Consider the following 16,847-nt stretch of genomic DNA (forward strand, 5'->3'; position numbering starts at 1 on the left):
TCACCGTGCAAAACAGCTCATCAGATGCGGTCGTAGTAGGCAACAGCCTTGTTGCCTACGCGGCTGCAATGCAGCTCGCCAGCGTTAATCTGAAAGTTACGCTAATTGCGCCTAAAGACAGCACCGGTTCGGCAAGTGACGCGCGCCCGGTGACGGATGCTACCGGTTTAATAACCAATTTTCTCGCGCAAAACAGCGCAAAATCGCCTCAAAACGCGGCAATAACGGCGCTGCCCGTAAAACCAGAGCTGTGGCTCCCTCCTGCCGTGGGCGGAACGCAGTTTATCCGCGTACCCGAACCGCAGCTGGGCGGAATTATGGCGGCGCCTTTAACATCCGCCGCAAAAAAGCTGCTCGGTGGCACAAAAAACAGCGCCCGAGCCTATTTTGACCGGTTTAAACCCGTGCTCACACTCGGCAAAACGCAGTCGCTGCTGGAGCTTGTTAAAGTGCGGCAGGGAAAGACCGCCGCCGCGCTTATCGCGCCCGGTTTGCGCACCCAATACGCGACAGATCCGCATAAAGTACTCGCCGATCTCGCGCTGCCAGGCATCAATACCGCGCTAACTCGCACCGGATCATTAAGCGGCGCGGTACTAACTCTGAGCGCGGCAGCAGCATCCGCCAAAATCGTACCCCGGCAAGGTTGGCGGGCGCTTAAGTCGGCGCTCGCACACAAACTCGAGCTATACAACGTGAATATTACGCGCGACGAAAAAATTATTTCCGTGCATAGAGCGGATCGCACCGCCACCGCGCCCGATAATCACCCGCACACAGTAACAACAGCAACCACCACACTACACACGCGCGCAGTAATATTTGTGCCCTGCAACAACTCGGAGCTGCGAGAGTTTAGCGCGCTTTGTCAGCGCATCCCCCAGCGCAATATTGCAGAGCTGTACACACTAGCGGCAACCGCCAAAACACCGCAGCGCCTGCCCGCAGAGTTTAATAAGCCCGGCGCGCGGGCAGTAACTCAGCTGCAAAACCCTGATTTTAGCGCGCCCGTAACCCTGGAAATAAGCAGTTTAGCGCCGCAGCACAGTGATCTCGTTGCCGCGCGAATAATCTCACCCGACGAAAACACAATAACCGGCTTAGCCGCAGCATCGGCAACCACCCGCGCAATAGCCGCCACTTACGAGCTAGCGCTAACAGCAGCGTGGCAACTAGAAAACCTACCCGCCGCACACGGCACCAGCGCAGAAAAAGACACCGCGCACTGGCTGCAGCAGGAGCTTTGCGAGCCAACAACCCTATTTTTAGGCGAAATTTTTTACGGCGGAGAGCTCGCCCCGGCACTAGCAGACAGCACCGCGCGAGCTGTTGAACTGCGCAGATTGCTGCTGGGCATAAACTAGCTCGAGTCTGTTTTATCCGCCAACTGCTGGTGGTGGTGAATCACCTCAGCAACAACGAAATTAAACCATTTTTCGGCAAACTCCGGGTCTAGCTTCGCCTCCGCTGCCAGGCTTTTTAGCCTCGCAATCTGCTTCGCCTCGCGCTCCAAATCGCTCGCAGGCATCCCGTGCTCAGCCTTTAATTCGCCGACTTCCTGTGTGCACTTAAAACGCTCGGCGAGCATATAAACGAGCGCGGCATCAATATTATCAATGCTCGAGCGCAGCTGCTGCAGCCGCTCTTCTGCGCGCTTGTTTTGCAGTGGATCCGCTACCTCTCCAGAATTATTGCACACCGTGTTTTAATCCTCGGTAAGGCTGTGCCGCACAACGACCTGCTCACGCTCAGGGCCAACGCCGATAGCGGAAATACGAGCACCGCTCATTTTTTCGAGCTCTAAAATATAGTGCTGTGCCGCCGCCGGGAGCTCCTCAAAAGTACGCGCGCCGGAAATATCTTCCTGCCATCCTTCAAACTCTTTGTAAACGGGTTTTGCGTGGTGAAAATCGCTCTGGTTTACCGGCATTTCAGAGTGGGTTACGCCGTTTACATCGTAAGCCACACAAATATGTATTTTTTTAAGCCCGGTTAACACGTCGAGTTTTGTGAGCACGAAATCAGTGACACCGTTAATCCGCGCAGCATAGCGCGCAACCGGCGCGTCATACCAGCCGCAGCGCCTCGGCCTGCCCGTTGTAGTGCCGAACTCGAAGCCCTGCTTGCGCAAAAAATCACCGTGCTCATCAAAAAGCTCTGTTGGGAACGGACCTGCGCCAACCCGGGTCGTGTAGGCCTTAATAACCGAAATAACCCGGGTGAGGTGCTGCGGGGCAATTCCGGAACCGGTAATCAAACCGCCGGTTGTTGCGTTTGATGAGGTTACAAACGGATAGGTGCCGTGATCAATGTCAAGCATTGTTGCCTGCCCCGCCTCGTAAAGCACGGTTTTGCCCGCCTCTAACGCCTCGTGCAAGAGCAGTGCCGTGTCGCAAACCATCGGCTCGAGTGTTGCACGGTATCCGAGCAGTTCTTGGATCACATCTTCTGGATCAATTGCCCGCCGGTTGTATATTTTTACGAGCACCTGATTTTTGAACTCGAGCGCGGCTTCGACTTTTTGGCGCAGGATATTTTCGTCAAAAATATCCTGGATTCTAATTCCGACTCGGTTGATTTTATCCGCATAGGTCGGGCCAATTCCACGACCGGTTGTGCCGATCTGGCGCTTGCCAAGAAAACGCTCTGTGACCTTATCGAGCGTGCGATGATAGGCGGTTATAACGTGCGCATTGGCGCTCACCTTCAGCTTAGAAACATCCACTCCGCGTGAGCGCAGAGCCTCAATTTCATGCATTAAAACTTCAATATCGATAACCACGCCGTTTGCGATAACGGGTGTGACTCCAGGTGTTAAAATACCCGACGGCAAAAGGTGCAGCGCGTATTTTTCTTTGCCGATAACAATTGTGTGCCCGGCATTATTACCACCGTTGAATTTAACAACGTAATCAACTTTACTGCCGAGCAGATCGGTGGCGCGCCCTTTACCTTCGTCGCCCCACTGCGCTCCTGAAACTAACAGAGCAGGCATAACCTTGCTCCTTTCTACTTGCCGCTGGGGCAACTATATTTATCTGAAATTAACAAACTGTAGCGCAACTTCAGCATCAGCTTCTTTAAGCAGTGCGATAGTTACTTGTAAATCATCACGACTCTTTGAACTAACTCGCAACTCGTCACCCTGAATCTGGCTTTTTACGCTCTTGGGTCCCTCATCACGAATTAGCTTGTTGAGTTTTTTAGCCGTGACCTGATCAATACCCTCTTTTAGTTTTGCGTTTATGCGATACTCTTTGCCGCTCGCGTAAGGATCTTCTGTGTCGAGGGTTTTGAGCGACAATCCGCGCTTCACAAACTTTGACTGCAGCACGTCAAGCGCCGCCAGCACTCGCTCTTCGCTGTTGGCTTTAAGCAAAATATGGTCGCTGCTCAGGTCGATTGCAGCGCCGACACCCTTAAAGTCATAGCGTTGCTCGAGCTCTTTGCGAGCTTGATTACACGCATTCTCAACCTCCATACGGTCAATTTTGCTAACTACGTCAAATGATGAATCCGCCATAAATATAATTTTATCCTAGTTGCCAAACTTTAACAGAACAAGTCGTAAAATTTGTGAAGGTACCGCTCAACTGTACACTGAAGAATGGTTACGTAAAGGATTGTTTTCCGCTACAATACTCGTAAACATGGCAGATAATGACCGTTTCGATGTTAGAATACCTGAAACTCCGTTTGAAGCAGATGAGTTACAACTTTCTAATTTTGATTTGAAACTACAACAAACACTAAATTATAACCCTAAAAGAAGAACAAAGAGGAGGGCAAAATGGATTGGTATGACTATATGATCAATGCATCAGAGCAATCACGATTTAATGCCGGTCACTGGTTTCGTTATTTGCGAAAAGTTATTTTTGAAGACCATTCTCACCTAACAGACGAAGACGTTGAAAGATTGCTCAACTCCCAAGAACTTACAAATTTTCAGAAAGTTAGTTTGAAATATGCTGTTCAAAAGCATACACCAACCCACGAATATGTGATTTCCTTAAATAAACCTGCCAAATTATCTAATGTACAAAAAATGATGGAGAAATACAAACATGGATAAAATGAAACCTGTTTTTGAAGTCTTGAATCAAGAATTATCTCAAGCAAATCTTCGTTTAACCATTATTTGTGTTGGTGGTTACGTCTTAGAGTACCATGGCTTGCGAGCCACGCAAGATGTAGATGCTTTTTATGAAAAAAGTCAAAAAATCAACGAAATTATCGCTCGTGTAGGGAAACAGTTCAGTTTGAATACTGACGAAGAGCTATGGCTCAATAATAATGTGGCGAATATGAACATACAGCCACCATTAAATTTATGTGAGACCCTATACTCATTCAAAAATTTAACCGTTTTCGTTGCCAAAATTGAATACGTATTGGGCATGAAGATGGTTAGCACAAGAGAGCAAGATTTGAAAGATATTGGAGCAATTATCAAATACAAAAACTTCCGTTCGCCATTTAATACCTTTGATGATTTGAAGAAAATGGGATTTGATAACATTGACTTCTCTGCTCTCCTAGAAGGATTCAGTTGCGCCTATGGCATGGACTGGTTAGAAGATTTTTTTAAAGAAAATCAAGAAAAACTTAGAAGATATTATTGACAGGTCTCCCAGATTAAAAAGACGATTTTCTAGCTTGAAAGTCATCTTTCCCGAAACGCCCTAGCTGCGCGGCGTAAATCCGTGGCGGATCAGGGTCGCGCGCAGCACCTCGCGATCATCGATGCTGTGCACAACACCGGCGGCAAACTCCTGCGTTGTTTCAGGACCGCGCCCGGCAATAATCAGCTTGTCACCTGGCGCGAGCTGCGCCACCGCACGCTCAATTGCAGCTTCGCGCGGCGCAATTTCTAAAATCTCAGTTGCGCGCCGCGCACTCGCCGTTACACCCCTGCACCCGGCTAAAATATCCGCTCGAATTGGCGCAGGATCATCACCGTGCGGCTCATCATCGGTTACGATCACAGTGTCCGCGTGCTTAACCGCCACCGCACCCATCAGCGGCCGCTTCTCAACCTCACGCTTACCCGTCGCACCAAACACAATCGTTGTGCGCCCGCCGTGCGCGCGACTGCCGCCGATCTCTGTGAGCACCCGCTCTAGCGCGTCGGGGTTGTGCGCAAAATCAACAATCGCAAAGGGGCTGTCGCTGATCACCTGCATTCGCCCCGGCACTTTTGGCGACAGGGTGAGCGGATCGCACAAAACCTCCTGCAGCTGCGCGGCGGTAATTCCGGACTCGTAGACCATTGCAACGGCCAGCGCCGCGTTTGTGACGTTAAACCTGCCCGGCATAAGCGTTGTCGCCCGCAAAACCTCGCCGGTGCTGCGGCGCATCACAAAACTCTGCCCTACGGTGACCTCCTGCCCTGCGACACCGACCAGTACGGCGCTGTTGTTTTGCCCGGCTGCGACCTCATCGGCGATATGATCCGCCCGTTCTGCGACTGCAACGGTCCAATGCGGGCAGTTAGACACAGCAGCTGCGGCCGGATATCCGCTTTCTTCATCGTAAAGCGCAATCGTGCTGCCGGGCAGGCGCTCACAGGCGCGCGCCAGCATTTGCTCACCGTATTCCCCTGCAACGTGAACAACCGCCGTTTTTGCGTGCTCGGGCGTGAACAAGCGCGCCTTGCTCTCGAAATAATTTGCCATGCTCAAGTGCAAATCAAGGTGGTCCTGGGTTAAATTAGTAAAACCCGCAACATCGTAGCGCACCCCGCTCACCCGCCCGTAGTCGAGCGCGTGCGATGACACCTCCATAATTGCCGCGCGGATGCCCTGCTCCCGCATTGTCGCCAGCAATGCGTGAGTTTCCGAGGCTTCCGGGGTAGTCATGGTGCTCGGCAGGGTGACAGAGCCGATGCGCGTTTCAATCGTGCCGATAAGCCCGGTGGGCTGCTTGAGCGCCCCAAATATCTGGGCGATAATATAGCTTGTTGTGGTTTTGCCGTTTGTGCCGGTGATTGCGAACTTGGCGGGCATCGTCTCCGCCGCCAGGTCACGGTTGTAAATAAACTCGGCAACCGCGCCAATGCTGGCGCGCACACTATCGACAATAATTGTGGGCAGCGGAGTTTGCGCCTGTACCCGCTCGCTCGCAAGTGCCCCCGCCTGCTCGAACTGCTCCGCCCGCGCCTGCCCATGCTCCGGCGACACCTGCTCGCGCGTGCCCTGCGCCCGCCCGCATCCGTACCCCTGCGCCGCACACCGATCCGTTAGAATTGCCCGTGCTCCTGCGGCGCGTGCCTGCGGCACATAGTCAATCCCGTGCCGCGTAGCTCCGGCAAGCGCGATGTAGAGATCCCCCGGCTGCACTGTGCGCGAGTCCAGGCTCACACCCGTCACGGTGACCTGCGCAGCAGGTGATCCGCCATCTGGCACAGCAACCTCGGCGGCGTGCCCCGCACGATGCAGACACCGCGCTATCTCCTCAAGCGAACTTGCCCGCTTAGCGGGGCGCATAAACTGCGAAGCTGAGTGCTGTGACATTATTCCCCTTTATATAGCACTGTTGTAAACATCTAAACGGCCTGCCGCCGCAGGGCGTAAAACCGCTGCAGATCAACCGCACTCCCAACAACCGCCGGCGGCAGCGCACACTCGCGGTAGTATTTCCAGGATATCCGCTCCGTGTCACCCGGGAGCACCGTGTTTGCGCCAGCGTGCCAGCGCTTTAGCTGTGCCGGTTTATAAGAGTAGTAGGTGAATAAAAAATCTTCAATCGGGTGTTTAATGCCGCGTGCGCGGCGCGCTAAGTGTGCTCGTGTGAATGCGTCTGCGCGGGCTTGATGGCTGGCGGCGCGCGCCTGCCACTGCTTCGGCTCGAGCACTGTCACACTTTTAGCAGCGCTCATAACAGCTTGCCTCGCACAAAACCCCGCAGTCTATCAAGCTGTCTGCGTTCTTTTTTCGACGGCCTGCCCGCGCCCGCATCTCGCAGCACAGGAGCTGCGCGTTCGGCTTTGGACGGCGCGGACGGGGTTAAATCGGTAAACAATTTTGCGGTCTCTGTGGCGCTGCCCCGCTTGCTAGCAAAGCCTATAACTTCGTGCAGCTTAAAAGTGTCACCGATAGTAACTCGCACTCTATCCCCCACAGTAACGTGTTGAGCCGGTTTTGCAGTAACCCCATTAATTCTAACGTGCCCGGCTTTGCACGCCGCTGTTGCGCGACTGCGCGTTTTTGCCAGCCGCGCGGCCCAGATCCACACGTCTACCCTAATACCACTCATACCCTTAAATCCTAGCGGGTATAATTGCTCTCAAGCTCAGGCTACTATCTAGCACCATGACAACCTATAAAACCATTGCACGCCCCGTATCTCACGAAATAGAGATCAGCCGCTCCAGATTTATCACTCGTCTAGAGCGGATCAGTTCTGACTCTGCTGCGCGGCAGGTTATATCCGCAATAAAATCTGAGCACCCTAAGGCTCACCACCACTGCACCGCATTTATTATTGGCGCGGCGGGTGAAATTGCCAAGCACAATGATGACGGCGAGCCCGCGGGAACGGCTGGTGCACCGATGTATGAAACCCTCGCAAAGGCCGGAGTTAGCGACACGGTTGCTGTTGTCACCCGGTATTTTGGCGGGGTGCTGCTCGGAGCTGCGGGGCTAACTCGCGCGTATCGCGCCGCAGTTGCCGAAACCCTGCAGCGCTCAGAGTTTATAACGCGCACGCAAATGCGGCGGGCGCAGCTTGAGTGCGGCTACGAGTTTCACGCAAAAATTATGGTGCACGCCAGGCAAAGCGGCATCCATCCGGGGGAAGCTCACTATACGGATCGTGTAAGCCAGGAGTTTTGGGTGCCCCCGCCCGGCACAGAGGTGTTCAAAAATGCGGTTTCTGAAATTACCTCGGGGCAGAGTGAAATTGTGCTGCACGAGCTGACATTTATTGACCTGCCAGGTTAAATAGGCGTCTTATAGAATAGGATCTAAACATGGATTTTTGGAGCGAACTCGTTGGGCAAGAGGGCGCTGTGGCAACTCTGCAGAGCGCTGCTGACCCTAAAAACAGTGCTGACTTAGCTCACGCCTGGCTTATAACCGGCCCTCCTGGATCTGGCAGGTACAACGCCGCAACCCTGTTTGCGGCAGCTCTAATACACAACGCAAACTCCGATGTTTCACGTGAAACACTGCGCGGGCAAATAGTCTCCGGAAACCACCCAGACGTGACACTCGTGCGCACCTACACAAGCGGAATTAACGTCTCAGAAATGCGCAAGGTCGCAGCAGAAGCGTACTATCTGCCAACTACCGCCAATAAAAAAATAATTATCATTGAGGACGCTGACCGCATGAACGCCTACGCGGCAAACAGCCTGCTCAAAGCCCTCGAAGAACCGCCAGCAACAACCGTGTGGATACTCTGCGCGCCGGCTGAATCTGACCTGCTGCCGACTATCCGCTCCCGCACCAGGCTGGTGCGCCTGGTGACCCCTGATCCCGCAAAAACAGCGGCTCTCCTATCCGCTCACAGCGGCATCGATGCGGATCTCGCCGCGCGCGTCGCCCGACTTGCACAGGGGCATATCGGCATGGCGCGGGCACTCGCGCAGAAACCCGAACTGCTGCAGCTGCGCGAAGATACAATAACCGAGGTGCTGCGAATTCAATCGCCCAGCGACGCAATGACCGTCGCTGCTAAACTGCACAGCGCAGCAACCGAACACGGGGAGGCGCAGGTTGATGAGCGCATCATCCGCAAAAAAAACGAGATTAAACACGCTTACGGGCTTGCCCCGAACGATCCCGTGCCGCGCGAGCTAAGCGGCGAATTAACCAAAATAGAAGCCATGCGCAAAACCTGGCTAACACGCGCAAACATAGATGCCGTTGATAGAGTTCTACTAGACTTATTGACGCTCTGCCGAGATCTGTTTACGGTGCAGCTTAAAACCGGCGCGCCGCTGATAAACTCCGCTCAAGAACAACGCATAACCGCGCTCGGCGCAGCGCTCACCCCCGCCCAGATAGCAACTTTTATGACAGCCCTTGAAAAAGCTCGTATCCATATAACCCGCAACGTGAGGTCTCGTGACGCGCTCGAAGCCGCGCTAATCTCGCTGCTCACCATCTAGAAAACCGTTTTAATCAGAGGAAAGTATGCAAAAATCCAAGAGTGTGAAATCGAAAATATGCGCCGCAATTGCTGGCGGATCAGCTCTCGCCCTGTTTTTAAGCGGCTGCGCGCGAAACCAGCTGAGCGATGTTGTGCCGCCCGTGGTAGATAAAACGGTCGACTATACAAAACAAGAAATTACCTGGGGCAGCTGCCCGAACACCAATCTAGCAACCCCACGTGATGCAGAATGCGCCTATATTGAGGCACCTCTTGACTGGAGCAAGCCGGAGGCGAAAGAGGCCGTTAAACTGCAGCTGACCAAACTGCCCTCAAAATCAGAAAACCCTAAAGGCACAATTTTTGCTAACCCTGGCGGCCCCGGAGCGAGCGGAGTGAACTTTGTTTTGGGATCCGCGCAGGCGTTTGAACAGCTGCGTGAAACATACGACATTGTCGGCTGGGCGCCTCGCGGAGTTGAGGCTTCAAGCGCCGTAAAATGCTACACCAACCAGGAGCTCGACGAGTCTCTCTACGGCAACGAAAAAACCCCCGAACCTGGCACTCAAGCGTGGCTTAATGAGGTGCACAAGAGTAATAAAGAACTCAGCGAGCGTTGCGAAAGTTACACAGGGTCTCTCTACAAGCACGTTGGCACGCGCAGCACTGTGCAAGATCTCAACCTGATGCGTGAGCTAGTGGGAGATGCCAAGCTGAACTATATCGGGCTTTCCTACGGCACCTACATCGGTGCTCGATACGCTGAAATGTTCCCGCAGCACGTGGGCAAAGTTGTGCTCGATGGGGCTTTAAAGCCTGATGCGGATGCTAGCGAGGTGGTCGCTGTGCAAACCAAAGGCTTTGAAAACGCGCTCAAAAACTACTGGAAGTACTGCGTTAGCGTGGAGTGCTCAACTGAAAAAACCGTTGCGGACGGTATGAAAATGGTCTCAAAACTGCTCGCTGATGTAAAGACCGACCCGATCAAAGCTGCTGACGGTCGCTGGGTCACCGACAGCGTGCTGCTAACTGCAATTGTAACCCCGCTGTACTCTGAAAATATGTGGCCGCTGCTGGAGGGGCTCTTCCAGAGCGTGAAAAATCGTGACGCGGGACCGGCGCTAGATTTGGCCGACCAGTATCATAACCGCGTAGACGGAAAGTACACCGACAACTCCAACTCCGCATTCACCGCCATTAACTGCGCCGATTATCCACCACAGCAGCCAGATTTAGCAGCGATGCGCGCGGATGCCGCTAAGCTCGCACAGGATGCCCCCGTGTTTGGTCCGTATCAGGGCTATGGCGGGGTGAGCTGCTGGGGATGGCAGGCGGCGGGCGATCCGCAGCGAGCTAAGCCCATTTCTGCTCCCGGCGCTGAGCCGATTCTCGTGATTGGTACAACCGGTGATCCGGCCACCCCTTACGAGTGGGCGGAGGATCTTGCCGCGCAGCTAGAAAGCGCCAGTCTAATCACCTACGTTGGCGAGGGGCACGTTGCGTTTGGCAGAAGCTCGTGCGTTACACAAAAGGTGACGGAGTTCTTCAACGGTGCACCGGCAGCGCCCGCAACCTGTACCCAGTAATTCACCAGCGTTTTACCGCGCGCGCAATATTGTGGTGCGCGTGGTAAAATAGCTGCGTGTTTTACACACGCCACCTTAGCTCAGGGGTAGAGCAATTCCCTCGTAAAGAATAGGTCTCGGGTTCAAATCCCGAAGGTGGCTCGGTTTTTTGTGCGGGTGCTGTTGCTAGACGCGATTTACCCACCCGCTCTGTTGTGAGCCACTCGGGCGAAATGCACGGCACAAACCGCCCGGCACAAGCTAGAGTTCCTTAAGAATTTCTAGAAAATTAGCTCTGTTCAAAGCTCCGTCTGGCGGAGTTGCACCGTCTTGAAACACCATATAGTAACGGAACTTATCACCGGCCAAAGACTCCCATTTTTTACCAAGCTTAATCTTCTGCTGGGAATCATCATTCTTCAGATGCTCCCCCTTAGATTCAACCACAACAACTGTGCCGCTTGTTGTCATCACAATGAAATCCGGGTAGTGGTTGAAAGGCCCGTTAATAGCAAAGCCCTTACGCTCAATATTGCGATGCCACCAGCGAACATTACTCATGCCCGAAAAGCTCAACGCAAAATCCATTTCGTCGTTGTTCATGCGATCTTCTGCCGCATAAAGCGAACCGCCGATCGTTGATGTCGCGTAACTCAGTTGCATCTCCTGCGGCAGCGTGTACGTGTCACAAAGGCTAATGCGCCTGGTTTCAACGTCTTTATAAAACTTTTCGGCTTTATATTCTGCAAGCAACCCGCTAATTTTATCGCGGATCTTATCCGCTACAGAATTCGGATGCTCCCGGTAAGTTAGTAATTCCTCGATTCCAAAGTTGTCAACGATCCGTTTAATATAAGCGCGGATATCAAAATCTTTAATCAAATTTATCTGCTTGAGGCGCTCGTAAATAGCTGCCGCCGCATTACGCTTCTGCGCGGCAGTATTTAGTTTACTAAAGTGTTCACGCATAAACTTTTGCTCAGCAGTGTTCATTCTAAAAGCGCGGGGCACGTCCGCATTGTCCTTAACGTCGATAGTATACATTTGCTCATCGACTGTGCTTAAATCAAGCCGTATATCCTTGTCGCTCAGCTTAAAACCCGCAGCCAGCGCTTCGTGCGTGAGCAGATCCATCCCGTCACCACCGGTTGAAAACAGCGCGGAAGGAGGTGTTTGAATTACAAACTGTGGGATTTTCAAGCTTGCGCATTCTGTAACAAAGCCGGGAATCATCTCCGCAGCTTTCGTCACGCCCCGCAAATCTACGGGAATAGACTCATTATTGCGCCGCGCAATCTGCTGTTCGTAGTCAACTCCGTGCCGCTGTGCGTCCTCAATAATTAGAGCCGCCACACTACTCGACGCTTCCCCGGCATCGGCGTCGCCTGTCACCCGGTTTTGTTCGAGCAAAGAAGAAACCTCATTCTCGTCAAAATCGAGAAACTCTTCCACCTCAGCAATCTCTGGTACCACCTGCGACGGCTTTGATACCACTTGCACCGGCTCATCAGCGGTCTCCTGGAAATCAAACGGTATCTGTGCTGTAGCGCGGTAGTCGTGCTTAGAAAAACCCGCGCTGTTAAGGCCCGCAACGATCTGACTAAGCGTTGCGTTAAAATCATTTGACGAGGTCAGCACATAACTCATATTCAGCAGCTGCTCACGCTGCCGCGTCGCGTGCGGCTGGCGCAACACCCGCCCGAGAATCTGTTCCACATCAACCTGGCTAGTCTTATTGGCCAGTGACGCTAGAATATAGGCGAACGAACAGTCCCATCCCTCCTTGAGCGCATTAACCGTAATAATATAGCGGATCGGGCACTCCCTGCTCAGCAACTCAACATTCTTCAGCTCGTTAATAGTCGCGGTTTTAATGGCAATTTGCTCTTCTGGGATTCCACTAGTAACAAGCTTTTCGCGCAGTTTTTCAAAGGATGTTGCGTCTTCACCCGTCTTGGGTTGAGCCTGAAACAACACGATCGGTCTAATATAGCGCCCGCCCCGCGACTCCTGCAATTTTGCCATCGTTTCAAGACGCTGCTGCAGATCTATTGCGCAGGTTATAACTTCTTTTTGTGAGGCTCGGTTACAGGCTATAACCGGTAGTTTCACCATGTTTTCATGTTTCAGAGCCACCGCATCAACATAAGAAATAATATTTGACTGCTGTTTTGGGGTTGCGGTCAAATCAAGAATGAACGCCGGATTAAAATTGCTCAGCATCTCATGACTCAGGGTGCTCGTGGTGTGGTGAGACTCATCAACAATCACCACCGGGTTTAATTGATTAATCACCTGAAACAGTGCCGTTTCATCGGCTTTTTCAATCGGCCGCGCGGGTAAACCGAGCACTGTTGCAAACGACGCAAGATTCCCGTTAGCCTGATAGGCTTTGCGTCCGTCTTTGCGGGCTGCGCGGAACGAGTCGTACGACAAAACCATTACCGACAATTGCTCGGCAACCGTGGCTGGGCTAAAATTCTGCCCGACCAGCAACTCCTCCTTAGAATACACCTCCACTCGACTGTTAAAATCAGCGTTCAAACGCTGCCGGTAAGGATGCTGCGGATCCTTTAATGCCCGCAGTGTTTGCTTTAGAATCGAATCAGACGGCACCAGCCACACAGTGGCCCTGCGCCGCATAACAGGCAGGGCATCAAAAATCAGCTTCACTGACGCGCACGCTAAAAATGTTTTACCGCCCCCTGTTGGTACTTTGTAGCACACGTGCGGCACGCCCTCAATAGTGTTTTGATACTCGGCAATTCCGCCTTTTCCAACATGAATCTGCCGCGATTCCCAATATGCGGCGAATGCTCCGCTCAGCGAGTCCTGCTCGCGCAAACAGGCGAGGTAGTCGCGCAAATCACCAATCACGTTCTTTTGATATTTTTTTAGTTCCATTGTTTTGCTCCTTTAAATTACAGCCGGGTAATATCTCGTGGGATCTTCCTGAACGCAATATTGTGAGCGGCAAGCTCCCGGTCTGTGAGCAAGCAGATATCCGCATAAATAAGGTAAGACTCCGCCGCGCACGCAGCGGGAATCGACTTGAGATAATCCCTGTCCAAAACCGTCGGCGCGCTAGCGTTAAACGCGAAAAAGCAAGCGGTATTACTTGCTGAACGACCAAGAAAATCAGGGTGCATGTCAGCTTCGCCTGGCTGGTAAGCCTCTCCCGTTTCTGTGAACCAAATGTATTCACGCACCCGCTCTAGCGGAACTTCCGGATTCAAATCACCGTTGATTAAAAGCGGGGCACCTAGCTCATAAAACGAGTACCCCCCCCCCGTGCGGAGACACTCCTGTCTTCGCCTGTTTGCGTACCCTTAAACCCTTTAATTACGCGGCGCACCCGCTCGGCAGTCACGGTATCGGCGTAATCTCCCAGCTCCACCAAAATAAAAGATCGATTCTGCCCGTCGACAGCATTCGCTTTCAACACCGCGTGCGCAGTAGTGCCGGATCCTGCGAACGAGTCCAAAACCAGGCAGTCCGGTTTAGACACCTGACTGAGGCAGTACTCAATAAGGGCAGAAGACTTGGGAGTTTCAAAAACACCCTTGCCCATTATTTTCTTAAGTTCTAAAGTGCCCGCCTCCGAAGAAAACTCACTGCCCTGCCAAATAGATTTGGGTTTTGGACGTCTTTCTTCGCCGTTGCGGTTCAAATACTCCTTTTGATAAACGTCGTACTCGTTACGCCCCTTAACAAGTTTCACCTCAAGCTCGTTAATTCGCTCCTGCGCGGTTTTTCGACCCCACCTCCATGCACCGTCACTGCCGTCTGGGAACTTAGGCAAAATAGTAATATCATCAGCTCCGGTGCTTACCGGATCCGCTGTCAATTCACCGGAAACCGGGTTATAAGAAAAGGGATAAAACAAATTCGGAGCATCTTCGCGACGTGAAGCTGCTCCACGCTTACGTAACCCTTGCAAGCGATATCCGCCCAGCTCATCCCTAAGCTTGTACTCTTTTAAATACTCATCGGGCATCACAACTCCGTTAGAAACAAAATCGGGACCGCGATACATCATTAGATGCTCGTGCGCTGTAGCGATGTACTTCGCATTGCTCCTACCCTTGAGATTGCTCACAACCGCAATATCCGCAACAAAACACGCTGAGCCAAAAACCTCGTCACAGATCAACTTCAGGTTTGCCGCTTCGTTATCGTCGATAGAAATGAAGATAACCCCGGTTGGCGCGAGCAAGCGCTGCAGCAGCCTGAGCCGGGGGTACATCATGCACAGCCACTTATCGTGCCGGGAGAGATCTTCGCTTTCTTTGCCCACAACCTGACCCAACCATTTTTTAATTCGCGGGTCATTAACCGCGTCACTGTAAACCCAGCCCTCATTGCCCGTGTTGTAGGGAGGGTCAATGTAAATACAGTCGATTCTGCCTTCGTAGCGAGGCAGCAGTGCTTTGAGAGCTTCAAGATTATCTCCGTGGATAATCATGTTCTCAGAACCGTTATCTTCAGAGTGTTGCCCGGTCTCATCAAAAGAGTACTGGCGCTCAAGCACGCGATAGGGCACGTCAAGGTGGTGGGTTATAACCTTATCTTTGCCAACCCAGTTTAGCTCAGGCACTATTCTCCCTCTCTTTTATATCGTGGCAACTATTCTACCGCTATGGCACAGTAGCGGATCATCAAAATCACCGAAACGGCTTTAATCGGTTTAATAATATCACTCCAATGCGCAAGCTGAAAGCGGGGTATCTAATGATAGTAATAGCGATACGAGTGCCTGGAGCATTCACAGGATCTTGCGGGTCATAGGGCTTCATCTTGGAGATCATGTGCTGCAAGAACACGAATGAACCGTCAGAAACACGGGGCGTTCCTGCCCGAACACCTCAAGGCGCGCGGTGCTGTTCGGCTCGGTGATGTGCTGTGCAACCTGTGCAGCGAGGGAAAGCATACCGCCGATGCCCACAACCGGATCTAGTATCTTACTGTCTTTGATACAATTAGACTTTCCCTTTGAACTCTGAAACTTTTTGTTTTGGACATAGAAAAAACGGTATCGCTACCGTTCTAAACACAAGATTATTTTAATTTAGTTTTTCTATCTTTCTTTCGATAATATCTATAAGATGCTCTAGATCATCTTCTCCTAGGGTAATTCTAACCCCGTTATTGTTTTTCAACAAATCCTGGATCAAATTCATTTTCAACATTATATCTTGATTTTATGGATTGAAAATACGAGTCACTGTTTTCAGAGAGCAATTTTCCTCCATTATTTTTAAATACATCTACACTTATTCTATCAAAAAGAACATGAATGTTTTTTGTTATTGAATCCTGTTCAATGGATTGTAAACTAACAACAGCAGTAATAGTTCCTTTTTTAGCGACAATCCATTTCCACATTCCTAAATTATAACGTGGCTTTATTTTACCTCGAGATGTACAATTCCATGTTCCCTGATGCCCCTTAGCTTTAAAACCCATCTTTACTAATTTCTTCACTATTTTTTGACGCTCTCTATTTCGCAATTTATTGTACTTTTTCTTTATATCTTTAAAGTTTTTATCCATTTTTTCCTTCCATCGTGATAAACCGTAGGGCAGTCTACCGTGCTAAGCCATACATTTTTATCAAATTCTGTCATGAGTTCCTGTGTTTCCATTTTCTTTATAAAGTCCTGGGTTTCATCACGCTTTGACTGTTTTCCTGTGATGGTTTGTTTGATTTCGTCCAGCCTAACCTTTGTAGCATTAAACCTATTTACGGGGCGGCACGATCCGCCATATAAATAAAAGAAGCGGGGCTTGCACACCGTGCTCACCCCGCTCCCTAACAGCGCTTAACTAGGCTTCGTCAGCAACCTTATTAAAACCGGTCACAGGCTCCGACTCGTCAAAGCCCTTAGGCTGTTGCTTGAAACCACCGGTGATAACCGCCAAGTAAATCACACCAACTCCCAACCAGATAAAACCAACCGTGAGCGAGATTTCATCAAGATTAACCCACAGCATAACCGTGAGCAGCGTTGCGATAACAGGCATCACGATGTAGTTGAAAATATCCTTGCCGTTTTTACGCTTACCCTGGCGAATAGCAAACCAGGCAATAACCGAAATGTTCATAAAGGTAAACGCGATTAGCGCACCGAAGTTAATAACCGACGCCACAGTATCTAGGTCAAGGAAAATCGCACCAAGGCTCAC

19 protein-coding genes, 1 tRNA gene and 1 pseudogene are annotated in these 16,847 nt (G+C 51.5%); 9 read left to right on the forward strand and 12 right to left on the reverse strand.

What is annotated here, in order from left to right:
• Window positions 1-5: 5 nt before the first annotated feature.
• Window positions 6-1,364 (forward strand): hypothetical protein, encoded by a 1,359-nt coding sequence (locus KJY78_RS05990; RefSeq protein ID WP_214337698.1) that lies wholly within the window; start codon window positions 6-8, stop codon window positions 1,362-1,364.
• Here the strand turns inward: KJY78_RS05990 and KJY78_RS05995 are convergent.
• The 3 genes from KJY78_RS05995 to KJY78_RS06005 are packed head-to-tail and all read right to left on the reverse strand — an operon-like array spanning window position 1,361 to window position 3,523.
• The gene (locus KJY78_RS05995; protein WP_348771217.1) at window positions 1,361-1,699 is read right to left on the reverse strand and encodes a chorismate mutase; all 339 of its coding nucleotides are present in this window, start codon (window positions 1,697-1,699) and stop codon (window positions 1,361-1,363) included. The genes KJY78_RS05990 and KJY78_RS05995 overlap by 4 nt on opposite strands.
• A 6-nt stretch (window positions 1,700-1,705) precedes the next feature.
• Window positions 1,706-2,995 (reverse strand): adenylosuccinate synthase, encoded by a 1,290-nt coding sequence (locus tag KJY78_RS06000; protein WP_214337699.1) that lies wholly within the window; start codon window positions 2,993-2,995, stop codon window positions 1,706-1,708.
• 39 nt (window positions 2,996-3,034) lie between these two features.
• A complete protein-coding gene (locus tag KJY78_RS06005; protein WP_214337700.1) occupies window positions 3,035-3,523 on the reverse strand; it encodes a YajQ family cyclic di-GMP-binding protein in 489 nt (162 codons plus the stop codon).
• 127 nt (window positions 3,524-3,650) lie between these two features.
• Between KJY78_RS06005 and KJY78_RS06010 the strand changes: the two genes are divergently transcribed.
• Genes KJY78_RS06010 through KJY78_RS06020 form a run of 3 tightly spaced genes read left to right on the forward strand, consistent with a single transcriptional unit; the run spans window position 3,651 to window position 4,625 of the window.
• Window positions 3,651-3,812: a hypothetical protein gene (locus KJY78_RS06010; protein ID WP_214337701.1), complete on the forward strand. Its 162-nt coding sequence runs from the start codon at window positions 3,651-3,653 to the stop codon at window positions 3,810-3,812.
• A complete protein-coding gene (locus KJY78_RS06015) occupies window positions 3,791-4,075 on the forward strand; it encodes a hypothetical protein (RefSeq protein ID WP_214337702.1) in 285 nt (94 codons plus the stop codon). Before KJY78_RS06010 ends, KJY78_RS06015 begins: the two co-directional genes overlap by 22 nt.
• On the forward strand, window positions 4,068-4,625 hold the full coding sequence (locus KJY78_RS06020) for a DUF6036 family nucleotidyltransferase (RefSeq protein ID WP_214337718.1): 558 nt from the start codon (window positions 4,068-4,070) through the stop codon (window positions 4,623-4,625). Before KJY78_RS06015 ends, KJY78_RS06020 begins: the two co-directional genes overlap by 8 nt.
• Before the next feature lie 60 nt (window positions 4,626-4,685).
• Here the strand turns inward: KJY78_RS06020 and KJY78_RS06025 are convergent, their stop codons facing one another.
• From KJY78_RS06025 to KJY78_RS06035, 3 genes are read right to left on the reverse strand one after another with little or no spacing between them, the layout of a single operon-like run.
• Entirely contained in the window at window positions 4,686-6,515 is a 1,830-nt protein-coding gene (locus tag KJY78_RS06025) for a Mur ligase family protein (RefSeq protein WP_214337703.1), read from the reverse strand.
• 32 nt (window positions 6,516-6,547) lie between these two features.
• Complete coding sequence (locus KJY78_RS06030; RefSeq protein WP_214337704.1) at window positions 6,548-6,880, reverse strand: hypothetical protein; 333 nt, start codon at window positions 6,878-6,880, stop codon at window positions 6,548-6,550.
• Window positions 6,877-7,257 (reverse strand): RNA-binding S4 domain-containing protein, encoded by a 381-nt coding sequence (locus KJY78_RS06035; protein ID WP_214337705.1) that lies wholly within the window; start codon window positions 7,255-7,257, stop codon window positions 6,877-6,879. Before KJY78_RS06035 ends, KJY78_RS06030 begins: the two co-directional genes overlap by 4 nt.
• A gap of 56 nt (window positions 7,258-7,313) precedes the next feature.
• Here KJY78_RS06035 and KJY78_RS06040 point away from each other — a divergent pair, with 56 nt between their 5' ends.
• From KJY78_RS06040 to KJY78_RS06055, 4 genes are all read left to right on the forward strand, one after another.
• Window positions 7,314-7,943, forward strand: a complete 630-nt coding sequence (locus tag KJY78_RS06040) for a YigZ family protein (RefSeq protein ID WP_214337706.1) — start codon at window positions 7,314-7,316, stop codon at window positions 7,941-7,943.
• Between the two features lie 29 nt (window positions 7,944-7,972).
• A complete protein-coding gene (locus KJY78_RS06045) occupies window positions 7,973-9,115 on the forward strand; it encodes a DNA polymerase III subunit delta' (protein WP_214337707.1) in 1,143 nt (380 codons plus the stop codon).
• Window positions 9,116-9,140: 25 nt separating this feature from the next.
• Window positions 9,141-10,682, forward strand: coding sequence for an alpha/beta hydrolase (locus KJY78_RS06050; protein WP_214337708.1), 1,542 nt, complete (start codon window positions 9,141-9,143; stop codon window positions 10,680-10,682).
• A 69-nt stretch (window positions 10,683-10,751) separates the two neighbouring features.
• Window positions 10,752-10,823, forward strand: a tRNA-Thr gene (locus KJY78_RS06055).
• Between the two features lie 99 nt (window positions 10,824-10,922).
• Here KJY78_RS06055 and KJY78_RS06060 read toward each other — a convergent pair.
• The 3 genes from KJY78_RS06060 to KJY78_RS06070 are packed head-to-tail and all read right to left on the reverse strand — an operon-like array spanning window position 10,923 to window position 15,258.
• On the reverse strand, window positions 10,923-13,565 hold the full coding sequence (locus KJY78_RS06060; RefSeq protein WP_214337709.1) for a DEAD/DEAH box helicase: 2,643 nt from the start codon (window positions 13,563-13,565) through the stop codon (window positions 10,923-10,925).
• Between the two features lie 17 nt (window positions 13,566-13,582).
• Window positions 13,583-13,897: a hypothetical protein gene (locus KJY78_RS06065; protein WP_214337710.1), complete on the reverse strand. Its 315-nt coding sequence runs from the start codon at window positions 13,895-13,897 to the stop codon at window positions 13,583-13,585.
• Between the two features lie 26 nt (window positions 13,898-13,923).
• A complete protein-coding gene (locus KJY78_RS06070) occupies window positions 13,924-15,258 on the reverse strand; it encodes a site-specific DNA-methyltransferase (RefSeq protein ID WP_214337711.1) in 1,335 nt (444 codons plus the stop codon).
• A 228-nt stretch (window positions 15,259-15,486) separates the two neighbouring features.
• On the opposite strand from KJY78_RS06070, the gene KJY78_RS06740 reads away from it, so the two are divergent.
• Window positions 15,487-15,618 (forward strand): hypothetical protein, encoded by a 132-nt coding sequence (locus KJY78_RS06740; protein ID WP_284676015.1) that lies wholly within the window; start codon window positions 15,487-15,489, stop codon window positions 15,616-15,618.
• Window positions 15,619-15,806: 188 nt separating this feature from the next.
• Here KJY78_RS06740 and KJY78_RS06075 read toward each other — a convergent pair whose 3' ends face one another.
• The 3 genes and pseudogenes from KJY78_RS06075 to KJY78_RS06085 form a co-directional block, all read right to left on the reverse strand.
• Window positions 15,807-16,214 (reverse strand): hypothetical protein, encoded by a 408-nt coding sequence (locus KJY78_RS06075; RefSeq protein WP_214337712.1) that lies wholly within the window; start codon window positions 16,212-16,214, stop codon window positions 15,807-15,809.
• Entirely contained in the window at window positions 16,190-16,465 is a 276-nt protein-coding gene (locus KJY78_RS06080; RefSeq protein WP_214337713.1) for a hypothetical protein, read from the reverse strand. Before KJY78_RS06080 ends, KJY78_RS06075 begins: the two co-directional genes overlap by 25 nt.
• Window positions 16,466-16,487: 22 nt before the next feature.
• Window positions 16,488-16,847 (reverse strand): annotated as a pseudogene (locus KJY78_RS06085) (Putrescine importer PuuP); the annotation flags it as partial.

The sequence above is a fragment of the Canibacter zhuwentaonis genome, from assembly GCF_018531145.1.
Lineage (GTDB): Bacteria > Actinomycetota > Actinomycetes > Actinomycetales > Microbacteriaceae > Canibacter > Canibacter zhuwentaonis.